The organism is Desulfopila sp. IMCC35006 (assembly GCF_005116645.1).
In the GTDB taxonomy this organism is placed as follows: Bacteria; Desulfobacterota; Desulfobulbia; order Desulfobulbales; family Desulfocapsaceae; genus Desulforhopalus_A.
Window position 1 is genome coordinate 447,655 of sequence record NZ_SWCM01000002.1, and the last position, 25,004, is coordinate 472,658.

General features: G+C 48.1%; 21 protein-coding genes. 13 read left to right on the forward strand and 8 right to left on the reverse strand.

Annotated features, from left to right (window positions below):
- Positions 1 to 71: 71 nt before the first annotated feature.
- Positions 72 to 1,592, reverse strand: coding sequence for a leucyl aminopeptidase (locus FCL47_RS05910; RefSeq protein WP_240744152.1), 1,521 nt, complete (start codon positions 1,590 to 1,592; stop codon positions 72 to 74).
- A 193-nt stretch (positions 1,593 to 1,785) separates the two neighbouring features.
- Here FCL47_RS05910 and FCL47_RS05915 point away from each other — a divergent pair, with 193 nt between their 5' ends.
- The gene (locus tag FCL47_RS05915; protein ID WP_167496383.1) at positions 1,786 to 2,853 is read left to right on the forward strand and encodes a hemolysin family protein; all 1,068 of its coding nucleotides are present in this window, start codon (positions 1,786 to 1,788) and stop codon (positions 2,851 to 2,853) included.
- Between the two features lie 116 nt (positions 2,854 to 2,969).
- On the opposite strand, the gene mgtE is transcribed toward FCL47_RS05915, so the two are convergent.
- Both mgtE and FCL47_RS05925 read right to left on the reverse strand, forming a co-directional pair.
- Positions 2,970 to 4,352 (reverse strand): magnesium transporter, encoded by a 1,383-nt coding sequence (mgtE, locus tag FCL47_RS05920; RefSeq protein ID WP_136812546.1) that lies wholly within the window; start codon positions 4,350 to 4,352, stop codon positions 2,970 to 2,972.
- Between the two features lie 260 nt (positions 4,353 to 4,612).
- A complete protein-coding gene (locus tag FCL47_RS05925; RefSeq protein WP_136812547.1) occupies positions 4,613 to 4,813 on the reverse strand; it encodes a DUF2065 domain-containing protein in 201 nt (66 codons plus the stop codon).
- Between the two features lie 200 nt (positions 4,814 to 5,013).
- Here FCL47_RS05925 and purM point away from each other — a divergent pair, with 200 nt between their 5' ends.
- Positions 5,014 to 6,069: a phosphoribosylformylglycinamidine cyclo-ligase gene (purM, locus tag FCL47_RS05930; RefSeq protein ID WP_136812548.1), complete on the forward strand. Its 1,056-nt coding sequence runs from the start codon at positions 5,014 to 5,016 to the stop codon at positions 6,067 to 6,069.
- A 60-nt stretch (positions 6,070 to 6,129) separates the two neighbouring features.
- Here the strand turns inward: purM and FCL47_RS05935 are convergent, their stop codons facing one another.
- Both FCL47_RS05935 and fusA read right to left on the reverse strand, forming a co-directional pair.
- The gene (locus tag FCL47_RS05935; RefSeq protein WP_136812549.1) at positions 6,130 to 6,630 is read right to left on the reverse strand and encodes a molybdenum cofactor biosynthesis protein B; all 501 of its coding nucleotides are present in this window, start codon (positions 6,628 to 6,630) and stop codon (positions 6,130 to 6,132) included.
- A 129-nt stretch (positions 6,631 to 6,759) separates the two neighbouring features.
- Entirely contained in the window at positions 6,760 to 8,823 is a 2,064-nt protein-coding gene (gene fusA / locus FCL47_RS05940) for an elongation factor G (protein ID WP_136812550.1), read from the reverse strand.
- A gap of 463 nt (positions 8,824 to 9,286) precedes the next feature.
- Between fusA and murJ the strand changes: the two genes are divergently transcribed.
- Positions 9,287 to 10,879, forward strand: a complete 1,593-nt coding sequence (gene murJ / locus FCL47_RS05945; protein WP_240744153.1) for a murein biosynthesis integral membrane protein MurJ — start codon at positions 9,287 to 9,289, stop codon at positions 10,877 to 10,879.
- 127 nt (positions 10,880 to 11,006) lie between these two features.
- Here the strand turns inward: murJ and FCL47_RS05950 are convergent, their stop codons facing one another.
- The 3 genes from FCL47_RS05950 to FCL47_RS05960 form a co-directional block, all read right to left on the reverse strand.
- Entirely contained in the window at positions 11,007 to 11,333 is a 327-nt protein-coding gene (locus tag FCL47_RS05950) for a phasin family protein (protein WP_136812551.1), read from the reverse strand.
- Positions 11,334 to 11,441: 108 nt separating this feature from the next.
- Positions 11,442 to 12,431, reverse strand: a complete 990-nt coding sequence (locus tag FCL47_RS05955) for a tRNA-dihydrouridine synthase (protein ID WP_240744154.1) — start codon at positions 12,429 to 12,431, stop codon at positions 11,442 to 11,444.
- Positions 12,432 to 12,451: 20 nt separating this feature from the next.
- Positions 12,452 to 14,806 carry a Crp/Fnr family transcriptional regulator gene (locus tag FCL47_RS05960; protein WP_136812552.1) on the reverse strand — a complete coding sequence of 785 codons (2,355 nt, stop codon included), beginning with the start codon at positions 14,804 to 14,806 and terminating at the stop codon, positions 12,452 to 12,454.
- A 392-nt stretch (positions 14,807 to 15,198) separates the two neighbouring features.
- On the opposite strand from FCL47_RS05960, the gene FCL47_RS05965 reads away from it, so the two are divergent.
- From FCL47_RS05965 to tolB, 10 genes are all read left to right on the forward strand, one after another.
- Entirely contained in the window at positions 15,199 to 16,437 is a 1,239-nt protein-coding gene (locus FCL47_RS05965) for a beta-ketoacyl synthase (RefSeq protein ID WP_136812553.1), read from the forward strand.
- 164 nt (positions 16,438 to 16,601) lie between these two features.
- A complete protein-coding gene (locus FCL47_RS05970) occupies positions 16,602 to 16,853 on the forward strand; it encodes an acyl carrier protein (RefSeq protein WP_136812554.1) in 252 nt (83 codons plus the stop codon).
- Positions 16,854 to 16,857: 4 nt separating this feature from the next.
- Positions 16,858 to 18,258 (forward strand): NAD(P)/FAD-dependent oxidoreductase, encoded by a 1,401-nt coding sequence (locus FCL47_RS05975; RefSeq protein WP_136812555.1) that lies wholly within the window; start codon positions 16,858 to 16,860, stop codon positions 18,256 to 18,258.
- A gap of 153 nt (positions 18,259 to 18,411) precedes the next feature.
- Entirely contained in the window at positions 18,412 to 19,815 is a 1,404-nt protein-coding gene (locus tag FCL47_RS05980) for an NAD(P)/FAD-dependent oxidoreductase (RefSeq protein WP_136812556.1), read from the forward strand.
- A gap of 32 nt (positions 19,816 to 19,847) precedes the next feature.
- A complete protein-coding gene (gene fabG, locus FCL47_RS05985; RefSeq protein ID WP_136812557.1) occupies positions 19,848 to 20,588 on the forward strand; it encodes a 3-oxoacyl-ACP reductase FabG in 741 nt (246 codons plus the stop codon).
- Complete coding sequence (locus FCL47_RS05990; protein ID WP_240744155.1) at positions 20,585 to 21,052, forward strand: beta-hydroxyacyl-ACP dehydratase; 468 nt, start codon at positions 20,585 to 20,587, stop codon at positions 21,050 to 21,052. Before fabG ends, FCL47_RS05990 begins: the two co-directional genes overlap by 4 nt.
- Before the next feature lie 354 nt (positions 21,053 to 21,406).
- Positions 21,407 to 22,108, forward strand: a complete 702-nt coding sequence (gene tolQ, locus FCL47_RS05995) for a protein TolQ (RefSeq protein ID WP_136812558.1) — start codon at positions 21,407 to 21,409, stop codon at positions 22,106 to 22,108.
- 1 nt (position 22,109) lies between these two features.
- On the forward strand, positions 22,110 to 22,526 hold the full coding sequence (tolR, locus tag FCL47_RS06000) for a protein TolR (RefSeq protein WP_136812559.1): 417 nt from the start codon (positions 22,110 to 22,112) through the stop codon (positions 22,524 to 22,526).
- A 31-nt stretch (positions 22,527 to 22,557) separates the two neighbouring features.
- Positions 22,558 to 23,658, forward strand: coding sequence for a cell envelope integrity protein TolA (gene tolA, locus FCL47_RS06005; protein ID WP_136812560.1), 1,101 nt, complete (start codon positions 22,558 to 22,560; stop codon positions 23,656 to 23,658).
- A gap of 34 nt (positions 23,659 to 23,692) precedes the next feature.
- Complete coding sequence (gene tolB / locus FCL47_RS06010; protein WP_136812561.1) at positions 23,693 to 24,976, forward strand: Tol-Pal system beta propeller repeat protein TolB; 1,284 nt, start codon at positions 23,693 to 23,695, stop codon at positions 24,974 to 24,976.
- Positions 24,977 to 25,004 lie beyond the last annotated feature (28 nt).

The window sequence follows — 25,004 nt, forward strand, 5'->3', positions numbered from 1 at the left end:
CGCTTTATATTTGCTCATCCAAGCCATCCACACTCCTGCGCTCGCACCGGAATTTTTTATCCCATCGCCGGTTATGCTGGCACGCCTGTCAATGCACCTTGCTCCCATCGCCTGAGCAGCTCGATCAACGTTCGCACCCCGACACCGGATGGGCCTTTGGGAATATATGATTTTTCTGTAAAATCCCAGGCTGTGCCGGCAATATCCAGATGGGCCCAGGGAACCTCACCGACAAACTGATGCAAGTACTCCGCCGCCGTAATACAGCCTGCCGGCCTCCCTCCGGTATTCTTGGTGTCGGCAACTTTTGATTCCAGCTGTTTGCTATACATCTTCCCCAGCGGTAAGCGCCAGAGAGGTTCACCGCATATGCTGCCGGCTTCGGCAAGTTTTTCAGCCAGCACATCACTATTGCTTAACAACCCGGAATAATGATGCCCAAGGGCAATGATGACAGCGCCGGTTAGGGTCGCCAGATCGATTACACAGGTGGGCTTAAATTTTTCTATGCCATAGGCCAGGGCATCGGCCAGGATAAGACGGCCTTCCGCATCAGTATTCTCGATCTCGGAGGTAATTCCACCATAATGAGTAATAATATCCCCAGGTTTCAATGCTCCACCGCCCGCCATGTTATCCGTTGACGGAACAAGAGCCACCACCCTTATTGGCAACTTTTCCCGGGCAATGGCCTCTATTGCCGTCAGCACTGCGGCACCTCCGCACATGTCATATTTCATGTCCATCATGCCCTGGGCCGGTTTGAGACTTATACCACCCGAATCGAAGGTGAGTCCTTTACCGACCAGCAGCACCGTCTCGCCATTTTTCTGGGGGTTATATTCAAGAACAATCAGCTTTGGCGGTTCTTCCGAACCTTTGTTTACCGCAAGAATCCCGCCCATACCAAGTTTAACCATATCGGCCTTTTCCAGAACGGTGCAGTGCAGCTGCAGCTCTTTGCCGATCTTCTGCGCATATTTAGCAAAATGGCGGGGGGTCCAGCCATTCCCCGGCTCATTGGCCATATCCCGTGCAGCACATGCGGCCAGGGCACTGCTCCTGCCCCTGTCGGCTGCTTTGCCTGTTTTTGATCTGCCGGAACTTGAAAACAATTCTAGCTTCTTGAGCCCAGGATACGCATCGTCATCTTTTTTCTTATATTTTAAAAACTGGTACGCCCCAAGAAGTGTCCCTTCGGTCACATATTCTCCCACGGTTTCAGGATCCAGCCCGGGGAAAGATGGGATGCAGACAGCAACGGTTTCGATCTTGTTTTGCCGGCACTGACTGGCAATGGTACCGCCGGCAACTCTCAGCATCTCTCTCGTCTCGTCGACCTGTGCGGCTTCACTCAACTCCCCGAGGCCAAGCAGCAGAAGCCTCCTGCATTGCAGTAAGCTTGCCAGTCGACCAGCTTCCGGATACAAAAGAAGAGATTGCTCTTTTTTGCCGGTGAACTCCTTTAAATTCTCCAGCCATTGCAACGTTGAGTCGGGGAGCGTATCGCAGATAAGAGCTCCATCGGTATTCCGGGCAACAAAGAGCACCAGTAATGGTCCAGAATATTCTTCCACTTTTTTTTGTGACATAACTATTTTTGCACTCTTCATTCTTCACCTTTATATTTGTTTATTTTCTCGCTCTTTACCATCCGGTCATTTACAATATAATTCAAATATCGATTGAGAATAGTTATATATTCAGTCTTCAATTCAATTATTCCCACGATCCCTGCATATTCTGCCGTTCAGGATCGGATAAACTTATTGAGGTTACCGTACAGTGCTGCATACATTAATTATTTCAATAGCTCTTGCCATAACTGTCTCCGCCCTGTGCTCCATATGTGAAGCGGTACTATATACTGTTACGGCAAGCCAGGTGGAAATGTTAAGGAAAAATGGCCATGCCGCAGCTGAGCACCTGCAAAATCTCCGTTCAGACATAGAACAGCCCATAACGGCAATACTCACCCTCAATACCATCGCCAACACGATAGGTGCCTCCGTTGCCGGTGCCGCTGCTGCAAAACTTTTCGGCGACGAGAATCTTATTCTTTTCTCTGCAGCTTTCACCCTGTCAATTCTTGTTTTTTCCGAAATTTTACCGAAAACCATCGGGGTGGCCTATGCCATCAAGCTGGCACCGACTATTACCTACCCCTTGCGCGCTATGGTTTTTTTGCTCAAGCCGGTGGTCTGGGTATCGAGATCCATGACCAAGCTGCTGCCGGACCGAGCTGAGGACAGCATATCTTCCCAAGAAATACAGACTATTGCCGCCCTTTCCAGACAATCGGGAGATATTGAAGAAAATGAGGCGCAGGTTATTAACAATATCCTCGATTTGAAAGAGAAAATTGTTCGGCAGGTAATGACGCCACGCACCGTAACTTTTTCCATAAATGAACATATAACTGTCGGGAATGCCATGGCTACACTCACCGAGTTGAGCAGTCACAGCCGCATCCCCGTATACAACCGGGAACCTGACAATGTTACAGGTATCGTCATGCGTAAGGATGTGCTGCAGGCAGCCGCGGAAGGCAAAAACAAGCTCACCTTGTCCCGGTTCAAAAGGCCCGCCCATTTTGTTCCGGAAACCGCGCCACTGCATCGCATCCTCATCGATTTTTTCGATCGGCGACAACATCTTTTTATCGTCGTCGACGAATACGGGACAATGACCGGGGTCATTTCCATGGAAGACGTGCTCGAAGAAATTGTCGGCCGGGAAATCATTGATGAATCTGACAAAACAAAGGACATGCGCGAGCTGGCCAGGTCGAGAAATATCGAGTCACGCCAAAATCTGAAAAAAACGGCACAGAAAGACCAGCCTGGGAAATAATGATTTAAAACCTGTCCCCATGAACGTCTAAAAGCGAATTGGATAGATGCGAGGTGGTCAGGCAGCAATGATTATATGCGGGGTATTTCGTGAGAGCACGGCCTGAGGCCGTACCATTACAGTCGGAGGAAAAGCTTGGCGATGGAAAAATACATAAAAACGCCAAGGATATCAATAGAGGTAGTCACAAAAGGACCTGTTGCAATGGCCGCATCGATGTCGAATCTCTTGAGAATAAGCGGTATTACCGTCCCCAGAGTAGCCGACATGACCATACAAAAGAAAATCGACAACCCGACGACCACACCCAGTAGCGCGGGTTCTGAGAATCCCAGGTAGGCAACAATACCTAGAAACAGCCCATAGATTAGTCCGAGCATGAGCCCCACCTGCATCTCTTTCAAAACCACTCGATAGGATTCATCAAGATTTATTCTGCCGGTGGCAATCCCTCGCACCACAATGGTGGAAGACTGCGTGGCAATATTGCCTCCCATGCCTATTACTATCGGAATAAAAGAGGCAAGAGCTATTATCCTGGACAGCTCTTCTTCAAACGAACCGATAATAAACATTACCGTCACGCCGCCTACCCACGAAGCCAGGAGCCAGGGAGCCCTGATCAGCGCGCTCTGCCTCGTTGATTTGAGCAAAATTTCCCGGTCTTTTCCTGCTCCTGCCATCTGCAGAAAATCTTCCGTAGCCTCCTCCCGGATAACGTCGATAATATCATCAACTGTAACAATGCCGACCAGAGTATAATTTGAGTCCACCACCGGTACCGCCAGGATATTGTACTTCGCCACAACATGAGCAACTTCCCCCTGGTCGGTATCGGTTGTCACGGAAATGACATTCGGGTTCATTATTTCTTTGAGTTTTCTCTCTTCGGGATGCATCAGCAATTCCCGCAGCGAAACAACTCCAGACAGCTTATGTTCCCCATGCGTGATATAGAGATAAAAGACCATCTCTTTCTCTTCACTTCGTTTCTGCACGCTTTTTATGGCCTCGCTGACCATCATTTCTTCATCGAGATACATAAAATCAGGCGACATTAGCCCACCGGCCGTCTCCGGATCGTACTGCAGAAGCTCTTCAACTTCATCCCGATCCTTCTGATCCATGTGCTCTCTGATTTCATCGGCAATAGGATCGGAGAGCACCTCGAGAATATCAACCGCGTCGTCTGACGGCATATCCGAGAGAACCTCTGCCATATATTGCGGGGTGAGTCCATCGACCAGAGCAGTGACAAGCAGGCCATCGAGTTCACTCAAAAATTCCCCGACCGAGCCCGTTTTGACAATAATATTGAAGACAGCTATCCTTTCAGCTTCGGTCAGATGCCGGTAAACCCAGGCCATGTCGGCAGGATGAGTCTTCTTGATGAGCTTCATCAAATGTTCATTCGCGCCGCGCCGATTCAAGCGCCGGACCATATTGAGGATGACCATCCCTTCATTACCTATGAGCTCTGTTTTATTACTATTTTCCATACCTTCCACCGTTCATTATTATATATTTAATGTGTCAGGGTTGAGGGGGGGGCATAGCTCGTACGTCACGCAGTTTACACCGCAGTTGCCGGCCAGGCTCTATTTTGATATTTTTTGCTAACGACACCAGCCAGATGGTGACATTGCGGCACATTCAAACAAAGAAGACGCCCAAGACAACGACAACCACGGAACAGACAGGGTGAAGAGGCAGGAAATTCCTGGAAGGTCATCCTGCTGCCGGACGATCAAAGGGCTGGCTAAAGGAAGAAAGAGGTTCTCTGCACCACGAAAATAATCACTATGCCGATTACCATCGCAAAAAGTCCCATAAACCGAAGTTGGGCAGGCCTGATGCCACTCAATTTTTTGAGCCAGTCCTGCATCGCTTCCGGTGCAGCAACATACGGCAGACCTTCCAGAACCAGAATAAGACCGATAAGAAGTGTCAATAATTTCATATCAAGGTTATCTAACAAAACACCGGTTTTTTTTCAACCTGCACGTAACAAGGCTCTGCCTTTTGTGATAGATTTATTGTGATATGGTGTAATTGCATTGCTTTTTTAGATCACCCCTAATAATATAGCTTTTCATATACTCCTGTATTTTGATCTATTTCCAGATCCCAAAAAAACAACAAAGACAACAACCTGTTACTATGAGCGAGTCACATAAGAGTAAGTACAGCGAAGCCGGTGTAGATATCGACAAAGGCAATGCATTCATCGAAGAAATCAAAGAAATTGTCGCCACCACCCATCAGCGCGGCGTACTGGGTGGTATCGGTGGTTTTTCATCGCATATTGCTATCGATACCAATAAATACAAAAAACCGGTTATCGTCAACTCAACCGATGGTGTCGGCACAAAATTGGCTATCGCTCACCTCTGCAACAAACATGACACGATCGGAATAGATCTGGTGGCTATGTGTGTCAACGACCTTGTGGTCGGAGGTGCCACCCCTTTATGTTTTCTCGATTATTTCGCCGTCGGTAAACTGGAGATGTCCATCGCCAAAGCTGTTATTTCCGGAATTGCTGAAGGGTGCCGCCAGGCGCACTGCTCGCTTGTTGGCGGAGAAACGGCTGAAATGCCAGGATTATACCAGAACAAGGATTACGATCTTGCAGGATTTGTCACCGGCATTGTCGACCGGGACGCCATAATTGATGGCTCGGATATCCGCGCCGGCGACCAGATCATCGGCCTCACCTCCAGTGGCCTGCATTCGAACGGCTATAGCCTGGTGCGTAAAATCTGTTTTGCCGATCATAAACTGGATGTCGGACAGTACATAGAAGAGCTCGGCTGTGAGCTGGGACAAGAACTTTTGAAACCGACGAAAATATATGTTCAGTCGGTTCTGAACGTCTTAAAAAACTACCCTTTAAACGGCATGGTGCACAACACCGGCGGCGGATTTATCGACAACATCCCACGCATTCTGCCCAAAGGGTATAAGGCAGTCCTCAATAGCACTGCCTGGCCCCTGCCGCCCATTTTTCCATTCCTGCAGAGACTCGGCGATATCCCTCAGAACGAGATGTATCGCACCTTCAATATGGGCATAGGCCTCCTGGTGATCGTCGACGAAGCACAGGCAAAAGATATCCAGCACCACTTTGAAGCGGTCGGAGAAGAGGCCTACATCATCGGTGAAATTGCACCGATGGCTGAAGGAGAAACCACAACGGTTGAGATACGACAATAGGCGCACTATCAGGAAAATAGAAAAGGAGAGTGTCGGACATCCATCACTCTCCTTTTTTATTTATACGACTCCGCAGTCACTCTCCCCTCCCAGTATTTTTTCCAGGGCGTGGGGAATAACCGGCAGTACTACTTCCAGATTTTCTTTTACAGCCTTTAAGCTGCCGGGCAGGTTAATTATCAGGCTCTCTTTACGTATGCCGACCTTGCCCCGAGACAACATGGCACGGGAAGTTTTGGCAAGGCTGGCATGCCGCATTGCCTCGGCCATCCCGGGTATCTCCTTTTCAATGACCTGAGTCATCGCCTCTGGAGTTATATCCGATGGCGAAACTCCAGTCCCCCCGGTGGTGACGATAAGGGATATCTTCTGCATATCGACCAGGTCGAGAAGACTATCGATGATTTGCTGTTTGTTGTCGGCAATCACCTGATACGACTGGAGAATATACCCTTCTTTGCGCAACCTCTCCTGCAGATAGGCGCCACTGGTATCTTCCCGCTCCCCGCGCGAGCCTTTATCGCTCATGGTGAGAACAGCAAAAGAATAATTTTCGTGCATAGCAGCTACAATGTGTCCTTAGTAACTAAGAAATACCTTTCTTGTTTTTTACAAGAAAGGTATTTCGTGAAGGAATTCCCCCCTTCGAGAGGGGGATTGCATAGATTCCCGCAAAGGTTGTTGCCGGGGTTAATTGTTTTCCTTGTTTGCCTCAGCAACGATCTTTTCAGCTATTTGTGCCGGAACTTCTTCATAGTGCGAAAAAGAAATATTGAAACTACCAAGCCCGCCGGTCATCGACGTCAGATCTGTTGCATAGGACAAAATTTCCGATTGCGGCACCTGAGCATTAATCACCTCCAGCCCATCCGCCGAGTCCATCCCCATAACCTTGCCGCGACGGGAATTGAGATCGCCCATAACATCGCCGACACTGTCTTTTCCTACCTTGATCTCCATATTCATATAGGGTTCAAGTAAGATCAGTCCTGCTTCCTGGGCCCCTTTCTTAAACGCCAGAGACCCGGCAATCTTAAAAGCCATTTCAGAAGAATCGACATTGTGGAAGGATCCATCAACGAGGGCAATTTTTACATCGATCACCGGGTAGCCGGCCAGAACGCCTTTTTCCATCGCCTCCTGAATACCTTTATCGACTGCCGGCCGATATTGCTGCGGAATTACCCCGCCAACAATTTTATCCTCAAATTCATACCCACCGCCCGGTAAAGGAGATATCTCAATCCAGCAGTCGCCAAACTGGCCTCTGCCGCCACTTTGTTTTTTATGTTTCCCCTGCACCCGTGCCGATGACCGAATGGTCTCCATATAAGGAATTTTGGGGGTACTCAACTCCATCTGCACTCCAAATTTCCTCTTGATCTTTGCACCGACCACATCAAGATGCACTCTGCCGACTCCCGAGAGAAGAACCTGCTTGGTTTGCGGCTGCCTGGTGAGCCGTAAGGTCAGATCCTCATCAAGCATCCTGGTAATAGAAGAAAAGACCTTTTCTTCTTCACCTTTTTTGGCACTTACGGCAAAAGATATCACCGGTTGCAGCGGCTCAGGTGCATCCAGCACAACCGGGTTTGCCGCATCACAGAGCGTATCCCCGGTCGCCGTTTCCTTCAGTTTGGCAAGAGCGATGATCATGCCCGGCCCACCACTCTCGACCGGCTTTTGCTCTTTTCCTTCGAGCACATACAGCTGCCCGAATCGTTCTGATGTCTTCTTTGTCGAATTGTAAAAGGTATCGCCCTGCAGAACACCGCTGAAGATGCGTAAAATAGTGAGACGACCGGCATAGGGGTCGGCCATGGTCTTGAAAACCAGCGCAGAAAAAGGTGCATCTGCCGTTGGTTGAATCTCGACCATCTCATCCCTGCCTTCTTTTTTAGCCAGGATAGGCGGACGATCAGACGGACACGGCATCAGGTCGTTGATGATGTCCAGCAGAGGGGCGGTCCCTTTATTGAGCGTTGCGGCACAGACGCAGATAGGGGCTAATGCCGCAGCCGCAATGCCTTTTTTCAGACCAGCCAGCAATTCTTCCTCGGTCAGCTCCCCTTCTTCCAGAAATTTTTCGATCAAATCATCATCAGTTTCCGCCACATTTTCCATCAGAGCTTCCCGTAACGAAGCCACCTCGCTGGCTAATTCCGCCGGAACATCAACGGATTGCACCCCGCCTTTTTCGCCATCAAACAGATATGCCTTGCCACTGATGATATCAACATAGCCTTTAAAATTATCCTCGGCGCCAATGGGCAGCTGAACAATGACCGGATTAAAGGCCAGTGATTCCTTAATTTCATCAACAGTCTTGTGAAAATCGGCACGCTCACGATCCATTTTATTGATGGCAATGAGCGTGGGTAATTTTCTCTCTTTAATAATATTCGAGAATTTAACGGTCTGCCCTTTTACCCCGAGCACGGCACCAATGGTAAACAAAGCACTGTCGCAGACATGGGAGGCAAAAACGGTTTCATTGAGAAAATTATCGTCACCGGGGGTGTCGATGAGAAATACACTGTGTTTTTTCCAGCTGTAATTGTGAAAACTGGTGTTGATGGATATTTTTCTGGCAATCTCCTCTTCCTCATAATCCATGGTTGCATTGCCGTCATCAACCTTACCAAGTCTGTTTATTTTTCCGGCCGTAAAAAGCATTGCCTCAGCAAGAGAAGTTTTACCACAATTACCATGACCAATTATTGCAATATTCCTGACCATATTTGTTTCCTGCATTCGTATCTCCTCTCAAACAACGATTTATCAATGCAATATTGAAATAACAACAGCTCACTCAACTCGCGCTGGACTCCGCTGGCCTGTATTACGTACGAAAGACTGTACTCATATATTCAATTTCAAAAGACAAAGTCAAGAGAGAACAGCGAGGGCAAAGTGTTTCAAAAAAAATAATTCTATCGCGGCAGCTGATTCAAATCAATATAATGATTTTGTGGCATATTTTCTATAAGCGGGGTATTCTGCCCGCGCGAATTACCATTTTCGTCCCGTACAGCTGATCCACCGTCATGAAACAACAGTGGAATCAAACGTATGTTTAACATGAACACTTTAGATGCATCATCACCCCTTTACAAGAGTACGAATAAGTGTGCCAACAGGGGCATTGAATGAAACCCGGCTTATTTTCCGTTAACGGGTGAGTGCCTTAGAAATAATTTCCCCGGATACTTTTCAGTTGCAGACACCCAGCAAAAACACCATAGCCAAATCGGCGGCCACTGTCGGCATCGCGGTAATGTGCAGTCGCGTCCTCGGCCTGGTCAGGGAACAGGTCTTCGCCGGGCTTTTTGGCGCCGGATACACCTACGATGCATTCGTTGTCGCCTTCCGGATACCTAACTTATTGAGAGATCTTTTTGGTGAAGGCGCGCTGTCGGCCGCATTTGTGACAGTATTCTCCGCTTACGATACCAATCGCAGCCAGGAGGACACCTGGCGCTTAGCATCCAACGTTCTCAACTTTATCCTCGTTGTCCTCAGTGCAATCACCCTGCTTGGCATAGTTTTTGCCGGCCCGCTGGTCTCTTTGCTGGCACCGGATTTCAGTCTCATCGCCGGCAAAACTGCTCTCACCATCCAACTCACCCGGATAATGCTGCCTTTTCTTGTGGTTATCTCTCTTTCTGCAGTGGTTATGGGGGTTTTAAACACCAAAGGTCGTTTTTTTGTTCCGGCAATAGCATCCAGTTTCTTTAATCTCGGTTCGGTGATCGGCGGCACCGGACTGGCATTCATCCTGCCTCATTTCGGCCAGCCGGCGATAGTGGGCATGGCGGTCGGCACACTCATCGGCGGACTGCTGCAGCTTGGCATCCAGCTGCCCACACTGTTTAAGACCGGCTTTCGATACAGACCGATCTTCGATATTACCGACCCCGGCCTGCATCGCATTCTCAAGTTAATGATACCGGCAACCATCGGCCTTTCCGCCACCCAGATCAATATATTCATCAACACCAACTTTGCCTCTTCCTGCGCTGAAGGCTCGGTTTCCTGGCTATATTACGCCTTCAGACTTGTGCAATTGCCCATTGGTGTGTTCGGAGTGGCCTTATCGATTGCTACCTTGCCTTTACTGGCCCGTCAGGCAGCGAAAAAAGATATCCCGGAGATGAAAAAAACCATGGTGTCTTCCCTCACCATGGTTTTCGCCTTAACTCTCCCCGCTACCGCCGGGCTTATCGTCCTTGCCGAACCAATTATCCGGTTGATTTTTGAGCATGGCGCCTTCACCGCGGCAGACACCCTGGCCACCGCCCAGACCCTGGCCCTGTATTCCATCGGCCTGTTTGCCTACTCAGCCAACAAAGTCCTGGTGCCTGCTTTCTACGCTCTCGACAAGACCCGTTATCCGGTCATTGCCAGCTTTATGGCAATTATCTTCAACGTCATTATTATCAAGCTGACAATCGACCACTTTCAGCATCTTGCGATTGCATTCTCAACCTCCTGCACGATGCTGATCAACTTTATCTTTCTCATGATCGTGCTGCACAAAAACCTGAACGGATTATCTCTCGTATACCTCGGTAAAAGTCTGGTCAAGATACTGGCGGCCACCGCCGTTCTCACCGGCTTGCTCTGGTTTGCCATGCCCTGTTTTGCACGGTGGCTGCACGGTTCCGTCCTCGGCCAGGGCGCGGCCCTCTGCGTGCTCATCACATCGGCTACGCTCCTGTACTGCCTTGTCCTCCATCTCCTCAAGCTCAGCGAGATGAATATCTTGACCACCATGCTCCGCAAAAAACTTTTCCCAACATCCCGGTAAAAGGGACTTACGCCGGGAGTCTTTGCAATCCCCCCTTGTCAGGTGCTCTTTTCAACCCCCCTTTGAGGGATGCAAGTGCATCGTGACTTCAGGGAGCAAGGCACCAATAGCCGGCAGGCAATCCTTTCTACTGCTTTGCTTTTTTATCAACTTTCGGCAGAGCGGCAATCTCCGCCCGCAACTGCTCCACCTCGGCTTTCAATTGCTCAAAATCCTCAATCTGCACCAGATGCATCTTAGCTATAGTGCTTTTAACCAGGCTCTCAGTCTGGCTTTTCAGGGATTCACGAGATTCCTCCGCCCGGTTGAGCATTTCCTGCACTAATTTCTCCCCCTCCTGCTCAGAAATCTTCCCTTTATCGATTAATTCTTTCGCCAGATCTTCCACTTTGTCCTTGGTCAATGCAGCAATGCCGACCCCTGTTAAGATTGCCTTTTTTATCAGATCTATCATCTCATGCTCCTTGGTAAGGTAGAAATTAGGTATATGTCTTTTGCCCCCTGCCATCTCAACAGGAAGGAATCAAAAAAAGCATGGCGAGCAACAATTATGCTTCTTTTCTCATGTCGATCGATCAAAAAAAACAGCCGCTCGGTGGCGTGCCTCAGCAATACTGTCACTATTCTGGATGGATGCAGCAAAGTGATGGCCGAACGGAAACGAAGCAGCAAAATAACGCGTAAACTGTTTCAACCTTCCCAGACGCCTTTCCGGGGCGAACCGCTGCTCGAGCAATGCAATAAAGTGGGCGTAAATATCCTGACTCTCTCGTTTTTCGGCAGTGCTGTCAATACCATACACTTCACTGGCAATGTCAGCACACAACCAGGGTCTCTCCACAGCACCCCGGCCTATCATCACCCCGTCCGCATGGGAGAGTTCAAGGCATCTTTTTGCATCACCTGCGGTAAAAATCCCCCCATTGGCCAGAACAGGCACCGAAAGAGCATCTTTTACGGCTCCTATCTGCTCCCATCGAGGTTTGCGGCAGAATTTTTCTCCATGCAGCCTCGCATGAATTGTAATCATGTCTACTCCTTCTGCCTCAAGAAAGAGACCAAAAGATCGCAGGGAATCGACATCAAGACTCTGCCCCAGGCGAATTTTCACACTGACTGGTAACTCCGTACTTTTTCTCAGCCGGCGCAGCACCTTGCGGAGCACCGCCTGATTGCCGGCAAGAACCGCCCCTGCACCTTGCCTTTTCTGCATTGGTGCAGGGCAGCCAAGGTTGAGATCGATACCGTCAGCGCCAAGTAAGTGCAATTTATCCACTGCGGGCGCGATGTCCGCCTCACTTGCCGCGATTATCTGGTAAAAAAGAGGTTTTTCCGATGCATCCCTGATCAACAGGGGCGAGCAAAATGGATTATCATGAGGCAGCCTTTTTGCTGCCAGCATTTCCGTAAACAATAACCCCACCCCTCCCTCAGCCTGAACGAGGCTGCGAAATGCCGAGTGAGAGATACCTACCATAGGTGCGAGAACAATTGGCGGCGAGATAGCCAGTCCGCGAACCAGAATTTTATTATTAAAAAATGGAGGTGACACAAAACCCTGCGTGTGTAGTGTTAATCCCGCTTCGCAGAGGCCATTAACTTTTTATAAGTTGTTTCATCCATTTTTTGGGTGAGTTTAATATGGATGGAAAAATCGAGCATTGTCGGTTCATGCAGTTTGACACCGACAATAACCCCATTTTGCTGGGGCAGTTCCTCGTCTCTGGTAATTATGGTTGTGACAATATGCCTGCCAAGAAGCAGTCTGGCGTTCTTCCAGTTGGATATTTTTACGGTAAACGCCAGTCCCTGCCTGGAAAAATCCAGGAGTTCCCCTTTAAATTCACGTTTTCCTTTGTAGCCATAGGGGTCCAGCAAAATACTTCTTGTCGGGAGAACCACAGGGTATCGGGGATATTCCCTGCGGTCATCGCCAGACATTTTCAACAATTCCGGCACCTGGGTATTTTTTCGACAATATTTCTGCAGTTTATCTTCAAGTTCCGGAAACTGTTCGGCAATCTGATTAAATTTAGCAAAATCGAGAACATGGACCTGAATTTCACTCAAGGCCTTGAGGGTAACCGTCCATATGGAAGGGGAAAAAAACTGCTCCGCCCCGAGGATATTACTTGGCTGCATTCTTTTTAGAAAGGTCTCTTTTCCGCCAATAACAGCACTAAGACTTATATATCCGGAGTTGAGGAAATACAGATTCGTGTCGGTTTCGCCGATTTGCACAATGATATCACCTTTGTGATAATTTTCCTGGTGCAGGGCATAATACAGCGCATTGAATTCCTCGGTGGTCATTTCTTCATAAAGCTCGCTCCAGATCTGCAGATGATGGCTGGTAATAGAACTATTTTTTTGTTCTTCAATAAGTTCTCCCAACTGGACTGCTTCTTCCAGCGCCATCGGGTTGATTTCCAAAAACCTGTCTCTCAGCAAGGCAGCCGCAGAAAAATCCTTCGTTCTTGCCGCCGCGACGGCTTGATTGTACACCAGCCGACCCGCCTGTTGTACATCACCCGCATGGACAAGAGCCTGTATCTCATCCTCCGTTTCTTTTACCTTCTTAAAGGCACGCAGCTGTTGAACCTGATCGTTATCAAAACAGACATCATCCGGAAAGTTATCTATATTCTGGAGGTTATGACGCATCTTCGGTTGAAGAACCTTCAATGCTTCGCCGATGTGCAGTAAAAGCTGATCCGTACCCGCTTTACCGGTGTATTCGTCCTGCATTTTCTCGAGCTGGAGAATGCTTTCCCGGCACGGGAATTTCTTCAGGGCGGCTACAACGGCAAACAAAAGTTCGTGGCTCGCCGGGTAAAGATCTTTTGTTCGCTGTTCAGCAAATCCGAGCAGCGCAGTTTTAACCCTTTCATCGCTCCCTGACTGCTCGACTAGCAGGCGAAGAATATGCGTTTTCAACCGGTCCTGGACAACCTCAAGTCCCTCAAGCAACCTCGGAGTCATCATCTGGCCCCCTAATTTCAGGACACAACAGATCATTTCGTGCTGTACACGCTCGTCGGAATGGGCAAAATATTTCTCCACCAGCCAGTAATATTTATCCTTGCCAATTTCAGAAACGATATAGATAACGTTGCGTATGACTGCCCAGGGCGGTGATTTTTTCAGACAATCTTCAAGAATAGGAATAACCGTACTGCCAAATGTCGGGAGGAGATTCAGCAAAACAATTCTTTCGGCCCGGTTATGACTGTGAATGACCCTGTTCAGGAGATATATAGCTGCTTTGTGACCAATCGAATTCAGTATATTCTGAAAGAGATACTGCTGCTTATTTTCAAGAAGATATCCTTCCGTCAATCTTTCAACGATGTCCTTTTTCTTCAGATTATGGAGAGTTTTACTGACAATACTCTGAATTGCCTTGCTTTTCTTCAGGCTGCCGCATTGGATGCGATAGAGAAGGACAAAGACCTCTTCTGCTTCCATCCAGTATGAATTATTGAGAAACCAGACCAGTACATCCTCCAGTCTCTTGTTCAAAACAGACAAGCCGGGAAGAAATTGGGTCTCGAATCTCAACCACTGGCATATTCCATCAACCAGCACAAAAATAATTTCAGCCTGATTCTGGTCAAGATACAACTGGGTAGAAGACGACAGTAATGCCAGCGCCCTCTCCCTGACGGGGACCGAATCAGAAACAGCACCTTCCCCAAGTCGGACGAGAAGTTTAATCAACTTCTCTTTATTTTCAATGGGATGACCAAGAACATATATTTCAAGCTCGGCATAAAATTCATCATTTTTAAGGACCTGGACGTTCCCTTTTAAAAATTCGTTGAAATTGTAGGTTAACCGGAGCTCTCGTCGCTCTTTTTCAGCAGCGGCGATGTTCTGTTTGATATTTTCCAGGACTTCGGGGCGGTGAGCACCTTTAATTCTCATCAGACAACACTCATAATGGAGAGGATCTTGAAAAATGTAATCGATTTAAAAAGAGTCGATAATCGGAAAACTTTCGGATAAGCATAAAGTTTATTATAAATACACTTCAAATTCCAGTGTAACCAATAAAAATGGACGAGGAAAGAAAATTGCGGCATTGTTGAGCTTCTCTGTCACCATCTCCATCACAAACGTATGTACAGAGCGTAATCCCCGGTGCATCATGACAGCTTGCCATTGCTCTATGAATTACCATACTTACTATTGTTGTTGAATTTTCAGGCCAATTATTCTAGAGTTTGGGCCTTTTATCGCGATAGAAGGTTTGGACGTTGCCATCGTTATCCGCCGACTATATACAATTTCATACTTCCCAGCAGACATCATCTACCATGCAAAACAGAAGAATAGTTATCACTGGAATAGGTCTTGCCGCGCCGAATGGCAACAACCTTCACCAATTCAGAGAAAAATTAATCAACGGTGTCAGTGAAATCCAGGAGATCGAGCTGAGATATTTTGGCAAGGCCCCGGCCGGCATATGTTCCTTCCCTGAAACGCTGTATCGGAAAAAGAAAGAAAACAAAAAAGGCACCCGTGCCGGCTGCCTGGGGGTATACTGTGCCAACGAAGCATTAAAGAACGGCAATCTCGATATCGCCAGTTACGACCCCGCCAAAATCGGGGTCTATATCGGTCTGACCGAACATGGTACTGTAGAGACCGAAAATGAAGTTTACAATATCAGCCAATACGGTCACAATACGGATTACTGGACGCATCATCATAACCCGCGGACGGTTTTGAACAATCCTGCCGGTGAAATTACCATGAACCTCGGTATTACCGGTCCACACTACGTGATCGGCGCAGCCTGTGCAGCCGGCAATGCCTCGCTTATTCAGGCAGTGCAGATGATGCGGCTGGGCGAAATCGATATGGCCATAGCCGGCGGCATCTCCGAATCAGTTGGCTCCTTCGGAATTTTTGCCAGTTTTAAAGCACAGGGGGCCCTGGCGGAAGCAAAGGATCCACGACTTGCGTCCAGGCCGTTCGATAGAGACAGAAACGGCATAGTTATCTCCGAAGGAGCCTGTGTGTACACCCTGGAATATCTTGAACAGGCCCTGGCGCGAAAGGCACATATTTATGGCGAAATTGTCGGCTATGCCATGAACTCCGATGCCAGGGATTTTGTCCTGCCCTATGGCAAGCGACAAGCAGAATGTATGCGCCTTGCCTTGCAGAGAGCAGCCCTGAAACCCGAAGATATCAGCATCATCAACAGCCATGCAACAGGAACAAAACAGGGCGATATTGAAGAGTGTAAAGCCATTCGGGAAGTTTTTACCGACTGCCCGAACACCTACATAAACAACACCAAAAGCATCATTGGTCACGCGATGGGCGCAGCCGGCGTGCTGGAGTTGGCCGGCAACCTGCCGGCGTTCGATGACGGTATAGTTCATCCGACTATCAATATAGAAAATCTTGATCCTGAATGTGTACTCAACAACCTGGTGATCAACGAAGCCGTGCAGGCCAAATCTATAGACACCATACTGAACAACTCTTTCGGCATGGTGGGCATTAACTCCACCGTGATTGTAAAAAAATACAACGCGAACTGATTTTGGCAGATTTTTTCCATGTGTTGTGAAAATAATTATAAACAAGAAAGCACAGGTATGTTATAGGAAGTGTTTTGCCATTGATATACTACATACTCTCATTCCTCACAGAGAATCATAATAATTGAACCGTTTATACCCACACGTCGAAGCTGGAGAAATACATGACAAGTGATGAAATTAAAGATTTGATACTGGAAATTATTGAAGATATAGATGACGAGGCGGATTTCGCCAGTCTGGATGCAGACCAACCACTCCGCGACCAGCTGGACCTCGACTCAATGGACTTTCTCGATATAGTCATGGAACTCAGAAAAAGACATAAACTGCAGATCCCCGAAGAAGATTACCCCCAGCTCGCCAGCCTGAACAGTTGTGCCACCTATCTGGAACCGCTTCTAAAAGACGCATAATGCTGTGAGAGTTCCCCTTCTGGTTATTGGTGGTGGTCTATCAGGTCTGGCTGCCGCCATCCGCGTAGCACGATTCAATTCCGATGTCCTTCTCCTGGAAAAACATGTTCGACTTGGTGGACTCAACTCCTATTTTTATCGAAACGGTATTCTTTACGAGACAGGCCTTCATGCCATCACCAACTACGCCGACCCGACCGAGAAGAAAGCACCTTTAAACAGGTTGCTGCGCCAATTAAAATTACCCAGAAAAAAGTTCAGCTTCTGCCAGCAGTTACAGAGTGAAGTCATATTCCGGAACCAAACTTCGTTGAAGTTTTCCAATGATTTTGCCCTCTTCCAATCAGAAATCGGCGCGAATTTTCCGCAGGCCATAGATAAATTTCAACATTTGCTCGCGTTCCTTACAGACTTCGACCCATTTGCTGACGCACCTTTTCATTCAGCAAAGAATTTTCTTCTCGATCTGCTGCAGGACCCGCTCCTTGTGGATATGATTCTCTGTCCGCTGATGTATTATGGTTCAAGCGTGCAGGATGATATGGATCTCTCGCAATTCGCCATAATGTTTCGCGCGATTTATCAGGAAGGAATGTTTCGTCCAGAAGGTACCATCAAGGAGTTTCTCGATCTCTTGGTTGACCATTACCAGCTCCTTGGCGGAAGTCTGCGAACAAGCTGCGGTGTGGACAGAATTCTCCACCAGAACAAGAAGGCAACCGGGGTAATCCTAACCACCGGAGAGCGTATCGACTGTGACCATATCCTCTCCACCATAGGTCACGACGAGACCTTCCAGCTGCTCGAAAAAAAATCGGGCCTTGAAGACAGACCTGCCGATCATCATCCACGCCTCGGTTTCTTTGAGACCATATTTCAAATTCCTGAGCAGTCTGCCCATCATCTTGCCAAAAATAAAACGATAATTTTCTATAATGATGCGGAGCGGTTTTCCTACAAAATCCCCCAGGATTTTATCGACTTTTCAAGTGGTGTCATCTGTTTCCCTGGTAATTTCGAAGGGATGCCAGCAACTGACAGACGAGAAATCCGCTCGACCCATTTAGCCGATTACGCCCGGTGGAAAGCACTGGCCGAAGACCCTGCCCTCTACAAAAAACAAAAAAAAATCGCAGCCCGCCAATCCAGCCAGCGTATCGAAAATATAATCGGCAGCTTTACCCCAAATATTGTCTATGAAAACTCGTTTACTCCTGTTACCATAGAACGTTACACGGCAAAGATCGGGGGGGCCATATATGGCAACCCGACCAAGACCAAAGACGGCAACATCGGCTTTTCCAATCTTTTTCTCGCCGGTACCGACCAGGGCTTTCTTGGCATCATCGGTTCTATGCTCAGTGGTGTATCAATTGTCAATCGGCATATACTGCCCAGGTTGTGATGGTGTTGTAAAATTGTTTCCTCGCTGCAACCCCCGATACCTTTTTTGGGTGGAGTGCGGAGGCAGCCTTGCAGGTCTTCATTTCGTTTTGCACGCAATCATCCGGTTACTAAAATGTAATTAAATTATTCTCTTTTTCCATCACGCTATTTTATGCCTGTTTCATTTTCCCAATTAGACAATTCCTACGATGTCGTTGTCATAGGTTCCGGCCTTGGCGGACTCACCACGGCCAACCGCCTCGCCTATTGCGGTCATAAAGTCCTGATTCTCGAGCACCATCATCGATTAGGGGGACTGTCCACCTGGTTTAAGCGCCGGGGGCATATTTTCGATATCTCCCTGCACGGCTTCCCCTATGGCATGGTAAAAACCTGCAAAAAATACTGGAACAAGGAGATTATGCAGTCTATTGTCCAGCTGCCTCATATCGTCTTTGATAATCCACAGTTTTCTTTGCGCACAACCTTCGACAAAATAGATTTCACCAAGCTGCTTAAAACCCATTTCAGGATTTCCGGAGAAGTTATCGACAAATTCTTTGCCACCGTCGCAAAAATGAATTTTTATGATGACCAGACGATGACGACCAGAGAATTATTTGAACGCTTTTTCCCGGGAAGAAGCGATGTGCACCGGTTACTGATGGAGCCGATCACCTACGCCAACGGCTCCACCCTTGATGACCCGGCGATTACCTACGGTATCGTTTTTTCGAACTTCATGAATAAAGGGGTTTTCACCTTTGAAGGTGGTACCGACAAGCTGATCGGCATGATGACGGATGAACTGGAAAAAAATGGCGTGACCATCTGTGCCCGGGCCAAGGTTGACAAAGTTATCACTGAACAAGGCAGGGTCCGGGGGGTCTCTGTCCATGGCAAAACAATTACCGCCAAAGCGGTTGTATCCAATAGCGGCATAACAAATACCATACAAAACCTCACCGACCGTGATCTCTATTCAGACGAATTCTACGAAAAAGCTGAGAAGATTCGAGTCAACACCTCTAGCTGCCAGGTGTATCTCGGTATTCGTCAGGGTGAAAAAATAGATGATGTCGGTGATCTCCTGTTTACCTCCAAATCGCCGGAATTCGACTCGGAAGAACTGCTCGATATGAAGACCAAGTCGAAAACATTTTCAATTTACTACCCGAAAACCAGGCCGGGATCCGACCAGTACACCGTCGTCGCTTCAATGAACAGCCGCTACGACGACTGGGCACATCTTGATGAAGAGACTTATCAGATGGAAAAACAGTCTCTTATCGCACGATCCATAACCGATCTGGAAAAATACCTGCCGGGTGTCAGTACCAAAATAGACTGGTCGGAGGCTGCTACTCCGAGAACTTTCAACAGCTATACCCTGCATACCCGGGGAACATCCTTTGGCACCAAGTTTGAGGGACTGGATATCTCCCGATCAATTTCCAAAGAGGTGGCCGGACTGTTTCATGTTGGCTCGGTGGGAATAATTATGTCCGGCTGGCTCGGAGCAATCAACTACGGCGTTATCGTCGCCAACGATGTAGATGTTTTTCTCAAGTCATGACTGTTGACAGAAAGGATGACAGAGGAGTAGACATGGAAAATTTCAGTGGTCGGACCGCCGTGGTCAGTGGGGCAACAAGAGGCATAGGCAAGGCCATTGCCGGCAAACTGCTTGAAGCCGGGGCAAATGTGATCGGGATATATGCCGGGAATACGGAAGCTGCTGCATCCTTTGCCAGTGAATATGACCAGTATTCAACCCGACTCGAACTACAGCAATGCGATATCGCCCGAGAAGCGGAGGTAAAGTCCCTTTTTGCCATGGTAGAAGAAAAATACCCTAGCCTGGATATTCTGGTCAACAACGCAGGGATTCGTAGAGATGCAATGCTCGCGTTGATGCAGACCGAACAATGGCAGCAGGTTATTGATATCAATCTGACCGGGACCTACTTCATGGCGAAACAGGCAGTGCTGCTTATGATGCAAAACAAATACGGTCGCATCATCAATATTACCTCGCCGGTCGCCCACCTCGGATTTCCCGGGCAGGCCAACTATGCCGCCTCCAAAGCGGGACAGGTCGCCTTGACCCGAACCCTGGCTCAGGAAGTGGCGAAAAAAAAGATTACCGTCAATTGCGTGTCCCCCGGCTTTATAGCCACCGATTTTATTAAGGATCTCGACAAGGAGCAGCTGACGGCATATAAGAAAATGGTGCCGATGCGTCGTTTCGGCACCCCGGAGGAAGTCGCCGATGCCGTCTTGTTTCTTGCTGGCCGTCAGGCGGCTTATATAACGGGTACCGTCCTGGAAGTTAATGGTGGCTTATGACTATGGATGTCTGTGCCGAAATTACCCGCCTTATCCCCCATCGACCACCATTTCTGTGGGTAGATAAAATTATCTCTTTTGCAGACAACACAATTATAACGGAAAAAACGATTCCAACCGATCTGGATGTTTTTATCGGCCATTATCCGGGCAACCCCATCATGCCCGGCGTACTGCTCTGCGAAGCTATTTTCCAGAGTGGAGCCTTGCTCTTCGGCAAAATGCAGCAAGCCAATGCGGCGGCCATATCGGAGGATCGTCGTAGTGCATCCGTCCCAGTATTGACTCGTATCAGCAATGCCAAGTTTAAGAGAAATGTTCTGCCGGGAGATATTGTTCGAATCAAGGTACAGCTGAAGGAAACCCTAGCTGCCGTCAGTTTTTTCAAAGGCTCCTTGAAGGTGGGCGATAAAACTGCTGTGCAGGTAGATTTTGCCTGTGCCATGGTTACCGCCAATGCATAGGTTTTCTCTCTTTCTGACGCAAGGCTGCTCCTGCCGGATAAATACTCTTCCCGCAATTGATCTATTGAATTTTTAACAAAAATAGGTAAGATACTTTTTTTTAAAAATTCAAACTCTATGAAAATTTATTTTTCACGGATATAAGATATCCATGACATATTTATAACAAGTCAGAGTGAACCCGAGATCCGGTCGGATCAAATGCTTGCTCTACGCCCACGGAAGGTATACTGAGGCGTAGAGCAAGCATTTGATCCGAGCCTCTGGGTTCTTTTTGCGACATCGTCAACCAAAATCACAGTATCAACAAGCTCGTCTTATTCTTCCCACATTTTTCTCATTAAGGACTCATCCGTGCAACTATCAATTACTGCCATGATTTTTCATGCTGGCCCAATCGGCCAGCTGGTAATGCTTACCTTGCTCATTTTCTCGATTATATCCTGGACAATTGTAGTAATGAAGGCGCGATTATTTAAAAAAGTCCGCCTTGATTCAGAGGACTTTATTGAGTCGTTCTGGAACTCCTCCAACCTGAGCGAGGCATATGCTGCCGCTTCGGATTATGAATACGCTCCCCAGGCAGAGGTTTTTATTGCCGGTTTCGGTGAACTCGAAAAAATAAATAAAATTCGTAACCGAAAAGACGAAAATCGAAGGGCAGAAACCCTCGATATGCAGCTGGCCACCATGGATAATCTCAAACGGGCGGTGCGCAAAGCAGCTACACAGAAAGTCAACCAGATCGGCAGCAGCCTCCCTTTCCTTGCCACAACCGGCAGTGCAACGCCTTTTATAGGCCTGTTCGGCACCGTTTGGGGAATTATGGCCTCCTTTCACGATATAGGCCAGAGGGGCTCAGCTTCTCTGGCAGTAGTTGCCCCAGGAATTTCAGAAGCACTGGTCGCCACGGCAGCGGGTCTCGCGGTTGCAATCCCAGCAGTTATCTTCTATAACTTCTTCTCGAACAAGCTGGACGAAGTTGACGCTGAAGTTTCTGATTTTACAAATGATTTTCTCAATCTCGTAGAACGGGATCTGATGAGTAGAGTATAAAATGGGCCCGACTAAAAGTAACGGCAGGAAAAGACTGGTATCGGATATCAATGTGACCCCGCTGGTCGATGTCATGTTGGTATTATTGATAATATTTATGGTAACTGCGCCAATGATGACTCAGGGAGTTGACGTTGATCTCCCTGAAACAACTGCAAAATCCCTTCGTCAGGAAGAAAACCCGGTGGTGATTACCCTCACCAAAGAAGGAGATTTCAGTATTAATAAAATTCCTCTTGTCCGCGCCCTTTTGATTCAGGAGCTGCAAAAAAAATATGAATCAAACAAGAAGCAGCCGATCTATGTCAGGGCTGACAAGAACGCACTTTATGGCAGTGTTGTCACCCTTATGGCAGACATAAAATCGGTTGGTTTTGATAAAATCGGAATGATTACCGAACCACCGGAGAAAGAGTAACAGAGTGGACCAGGCTTATCGCACACACACCATGCAGTCAAAGGATTGGAAACTCCCACTGAATGTGGCCATCGGCATTCACGTGCTGGTTTTTCTCGGGGCTCTATATTTACCGGGAATCTTTAAGGCCAAGCCGAAATTCGCCGACGTTTACACGATCAGTGTTATCAACGTAGCCGAGCCGAACAATGGACCGCAGGCTGCAGCCAAGGCGCAGAAAGCCGCGCCGCGTCCTGCGGCAAAGATGCCAAAAGCAGCGCCGTCTCGCCCGGCTAAAATCCAGGAGGCAGCGCCGCCTCCTCCCGCGGTTATCCCGCCGGTCAAGCCAAACAAGGTTGCGCCGATTGCCGAGACGCCAAAACCAGTGGAACAGGCTCCGCCAAAAGCTATTTCGCTCAAACCCATCAAAAAGAAAATAGTTCAGGAAAACAAGGAGCTTGAAGATCTGGCCCGCAAGCAGGACCTTGAACGAAAGCAGGCACTCGAACGCAAGCAGGACCTTGAACGGAAGCAGGATCTTGAACGTAAGCAGGCGCTCGAACGCAAACAGGAACTTGAACGTAAGAAAGAACTTGAGCGAAAGCAAGAGATCGCACGGAAGCAGGAATTAGATCGAAAACAACGCCAGCAAAGACAAAAACTGGCAGATGCACTCCAGGAAGAAGAACTTCTGGCGGAAAAAGCCAGATTGGCGCAGGAAGCTTTAGATGATGAACGAAAGATTCTCCAGGCGTCACAGCAGCTCGACAGCGCCCTGGCGACCACATCTTCGACAGCAGCATCAGCTGCATCCGGCAGCCAGACCTCAAGTGCATCCGCTGCCTCCAACGGCAGTTCAAATCTTCTTGAGAGCCAATATCTGGCGTCGGTCTTTAATCGATTGCATCAGTTCTGGACGCCACCTGAATATCTGCAGAAAGATCCAAATCTAACTGCTATTGTCGTAATTACAATTAACCTTGACGGCACAGTCGCCGACATGCATTTTGAAAATAAATCAGGCAACCGGATTTTTGATCAGTTTGTCAGTAAAACCATTGAAGATGCAGCTCCACTGCCACCGATTCCGCCCGCTTTAAAGAAGCAACGTTTTGAAGTTGGTTTGCGGTTCAAGCCGGGCAGTATACAATAAGCTCAAAATACATTACGAGAGGATCCGATATCCAATGAAAATCACTACACTACGATATGTCCTTTTCCCCTTCATTCTGCTTTGTTTATGCCAGAATGCCATCGGGGCTGACCGCGTATACCTTGATATTACCGCGTCAGAGACCAGAAAAATTAATATGGCCATCCCCTATTTCCAGAACAAGGGGCTCAACCAGCAAAGCCAGGTCCCAGGCCGGGAACTGGCCGACATTCTTGGCCGGGCTTTGGTTTTTCATGGTATTATCTCCTTGGTTCCCAGCACACAATACGCCGGCAACCAGGACGCCGATTGGAAAAAGCTGGGAGCTGATTATTCTATCCTCGGTCAGTATGAAATTGCCGCCGGCAACATTTCACTGGAAATGCGCCTGCTGGATGTCGCCGCTAATGAGGTAATCATGGGCAAAAGTTTTTCCGGCTCCCCGCAGCAAAAAGAGCAGATGCTCTTTAAGTTTTGCGACAGTGTCATTGAGACGCTTACCGGCAAACCCGGGATAGCAACGAGCAGAATTGCTTTTATCAGTGGCGATAGACATGCCAAAGAGGTCTACCTGACCGATATATTAGGCACGAATTTCCGACAGGTCACCCGTCATAAGCACCTGACAGTCTCCCCCCGGTTTGTTCCCGGTGGAAGCAATTTAACGTATACCTCCTATCATACCGGCAATCAGAATTTATACATAACTGACTTACGACAAAATAAAACCACCAAGGTGCTCTCCCGGCGCAAGGGACTGAACATGGCGCCAGCCTGGGCACCAGACGGTCGTACCATGGTGCTCACTCTTTCCAAGGGAGGCAGCCCGGATCTTTACCTGCTTGATGCTGGTGGGGAGATCATCGAACAGCTTACCGACAGAGCCGGTATCAATGTTTCTCCGACCTTTTCGCCTGATGGCAATCATCTGGTCTTTGTCTCCGACCGCAGCGGCAAACCAAATCTCTATCTCATGGACATGCGCACCAGAAAAGTTGCCAGACTTACTTTTGAAGGCTCGGAAAATGCAGAACCATCCTGGTCCCCTGTTGAAGACCTCGTTGTTTATTCGAGCCTGAGAGACGGGGTATACCAGCTCTTTACGCTCAATCCATTGAGGAACGATCCACCGGTTCAACTCACAACTGATGCCACGTATCATGAATCGCCCTCATGGTCGCCTGACGGAAACCAGATTATATTTACAAAACGTGATGGCAATAAGAAGCTGATATACGGTATAATGAAAAATGGTTCATTCCAAAGAAGACTTTTCACTCTTCCCGGCAGCCAGGGGTATCCCCAGTGGTCAAGGTAAGACAATCAGAAAAAAATTATATCCAATA

Bases quoted from the DNA above. Each gene is read 5' to 3' on its own strand.
- FCL47_RS05970 (WP_136812554.1), top strand. From the start codon at position 16,602: ATGACAAGTGATGAAATTAAAGATTTGATACTGGAAATTATTGAAGAT.
- FCL47_RS05935 (WP_136812549.1), bottom strand. From the start codon at position 6,630: ATGCACGAAAATTATTCTTTTGCTGTTCTCACCATGAGCGATAAAGGC.
- FCL47_RS05980 (WP_136812556.1), top strand. From the start codon at position 18,412: ATGCCTGTTTCATTTTCCCAATTAGACAATTCCTACGATGTCGTTGTC.
- tolR (WP_136812559.1), top strand. From the start codon at position 22,110: ATGGGCCCGACTAAAAGTAACGGCAGGAAAAGACTGGTATCGGATATC.
- FCL47_RS05990 (WP_240744155.1), top strand. From the start codon at position 20,585: ATGACTATGGATGTCTGTGCCGAAATTACCCGCCTTATCCCCCATCGA.
- FCL47_RS05925 (WP_136812547.1), bottom strand. From the start codon at position 4,813: ATGAAATTATTGACACTTCTTATCGGTCTTATTCTGGTTCTGGAAGGT.
- FCL47_RS05950 (WP_136812551.1), bottom strand. From the start codon at position 11,333: ATGATAGATCTGATAAAAAAGGCAATCTTAACAGGGGTCGGCATTGCT.
- mgtE (WP_136812546.1), bottom strand. From the start codon at position 4,352: ATGGAAAATAGTAATAAAACAGAGCTCATAGGTAATGAAGGGATGGTC.
- fabG (WP_136812557.1), top strand. From the start codon at position 19,848: ATGGAAAATTTCAGTGGTCGGACCGCCGTGGTCAGTGGGGCAACAAGA.
- FCL47_RS05960 (WP_136812552.1), bottom strand. From the start codon at position 14,806: ATGAGAATTAAAGGTGCTCACCGCCCCGAAGTCCTGGAAAATATCAAA.
- tolA (WP_136812560.1), top strand. From the start codon at position 22,558: ATGCAGTCAAAGGATTGGAAACTCCCACTGAATGTGGCCATCGGCATT.
- purM (WP_136812548.1), top strand. From the start codon at position 5,014: ATGAGCGAGTCACATAAGAGTAAGTACAGCGAAGCCGGTGTAGATATC.
- FCL47_RS05965 (WP_136812553.1), top strand. From the start codon at position 15,199: ATGCAAAACAGAAGAATAGTTATCACTGGAATAGGTCTTGCCGCGCCG.
- fusA (WP_136812550.1), bottom strand. From the start codon at position 8,823: ATGCAGGAAACAAATATGGTCAGGAATATTGCAATAATTGGTCATGGT.
- FCL47_RS05910 (WP_240744152.1), bottom strand. From the start codon at position 1,592: ATGTCACAAAAAAAAGTGGAAGAATATTCTGGACCATTACTGGTGCTC.
- tolB (WP_136812561.1), top strand. From the start codon at position 23,693: ATGAAAATCACTACACTACGATATGTCCTTTTCCCCTTCATTCTGCTT.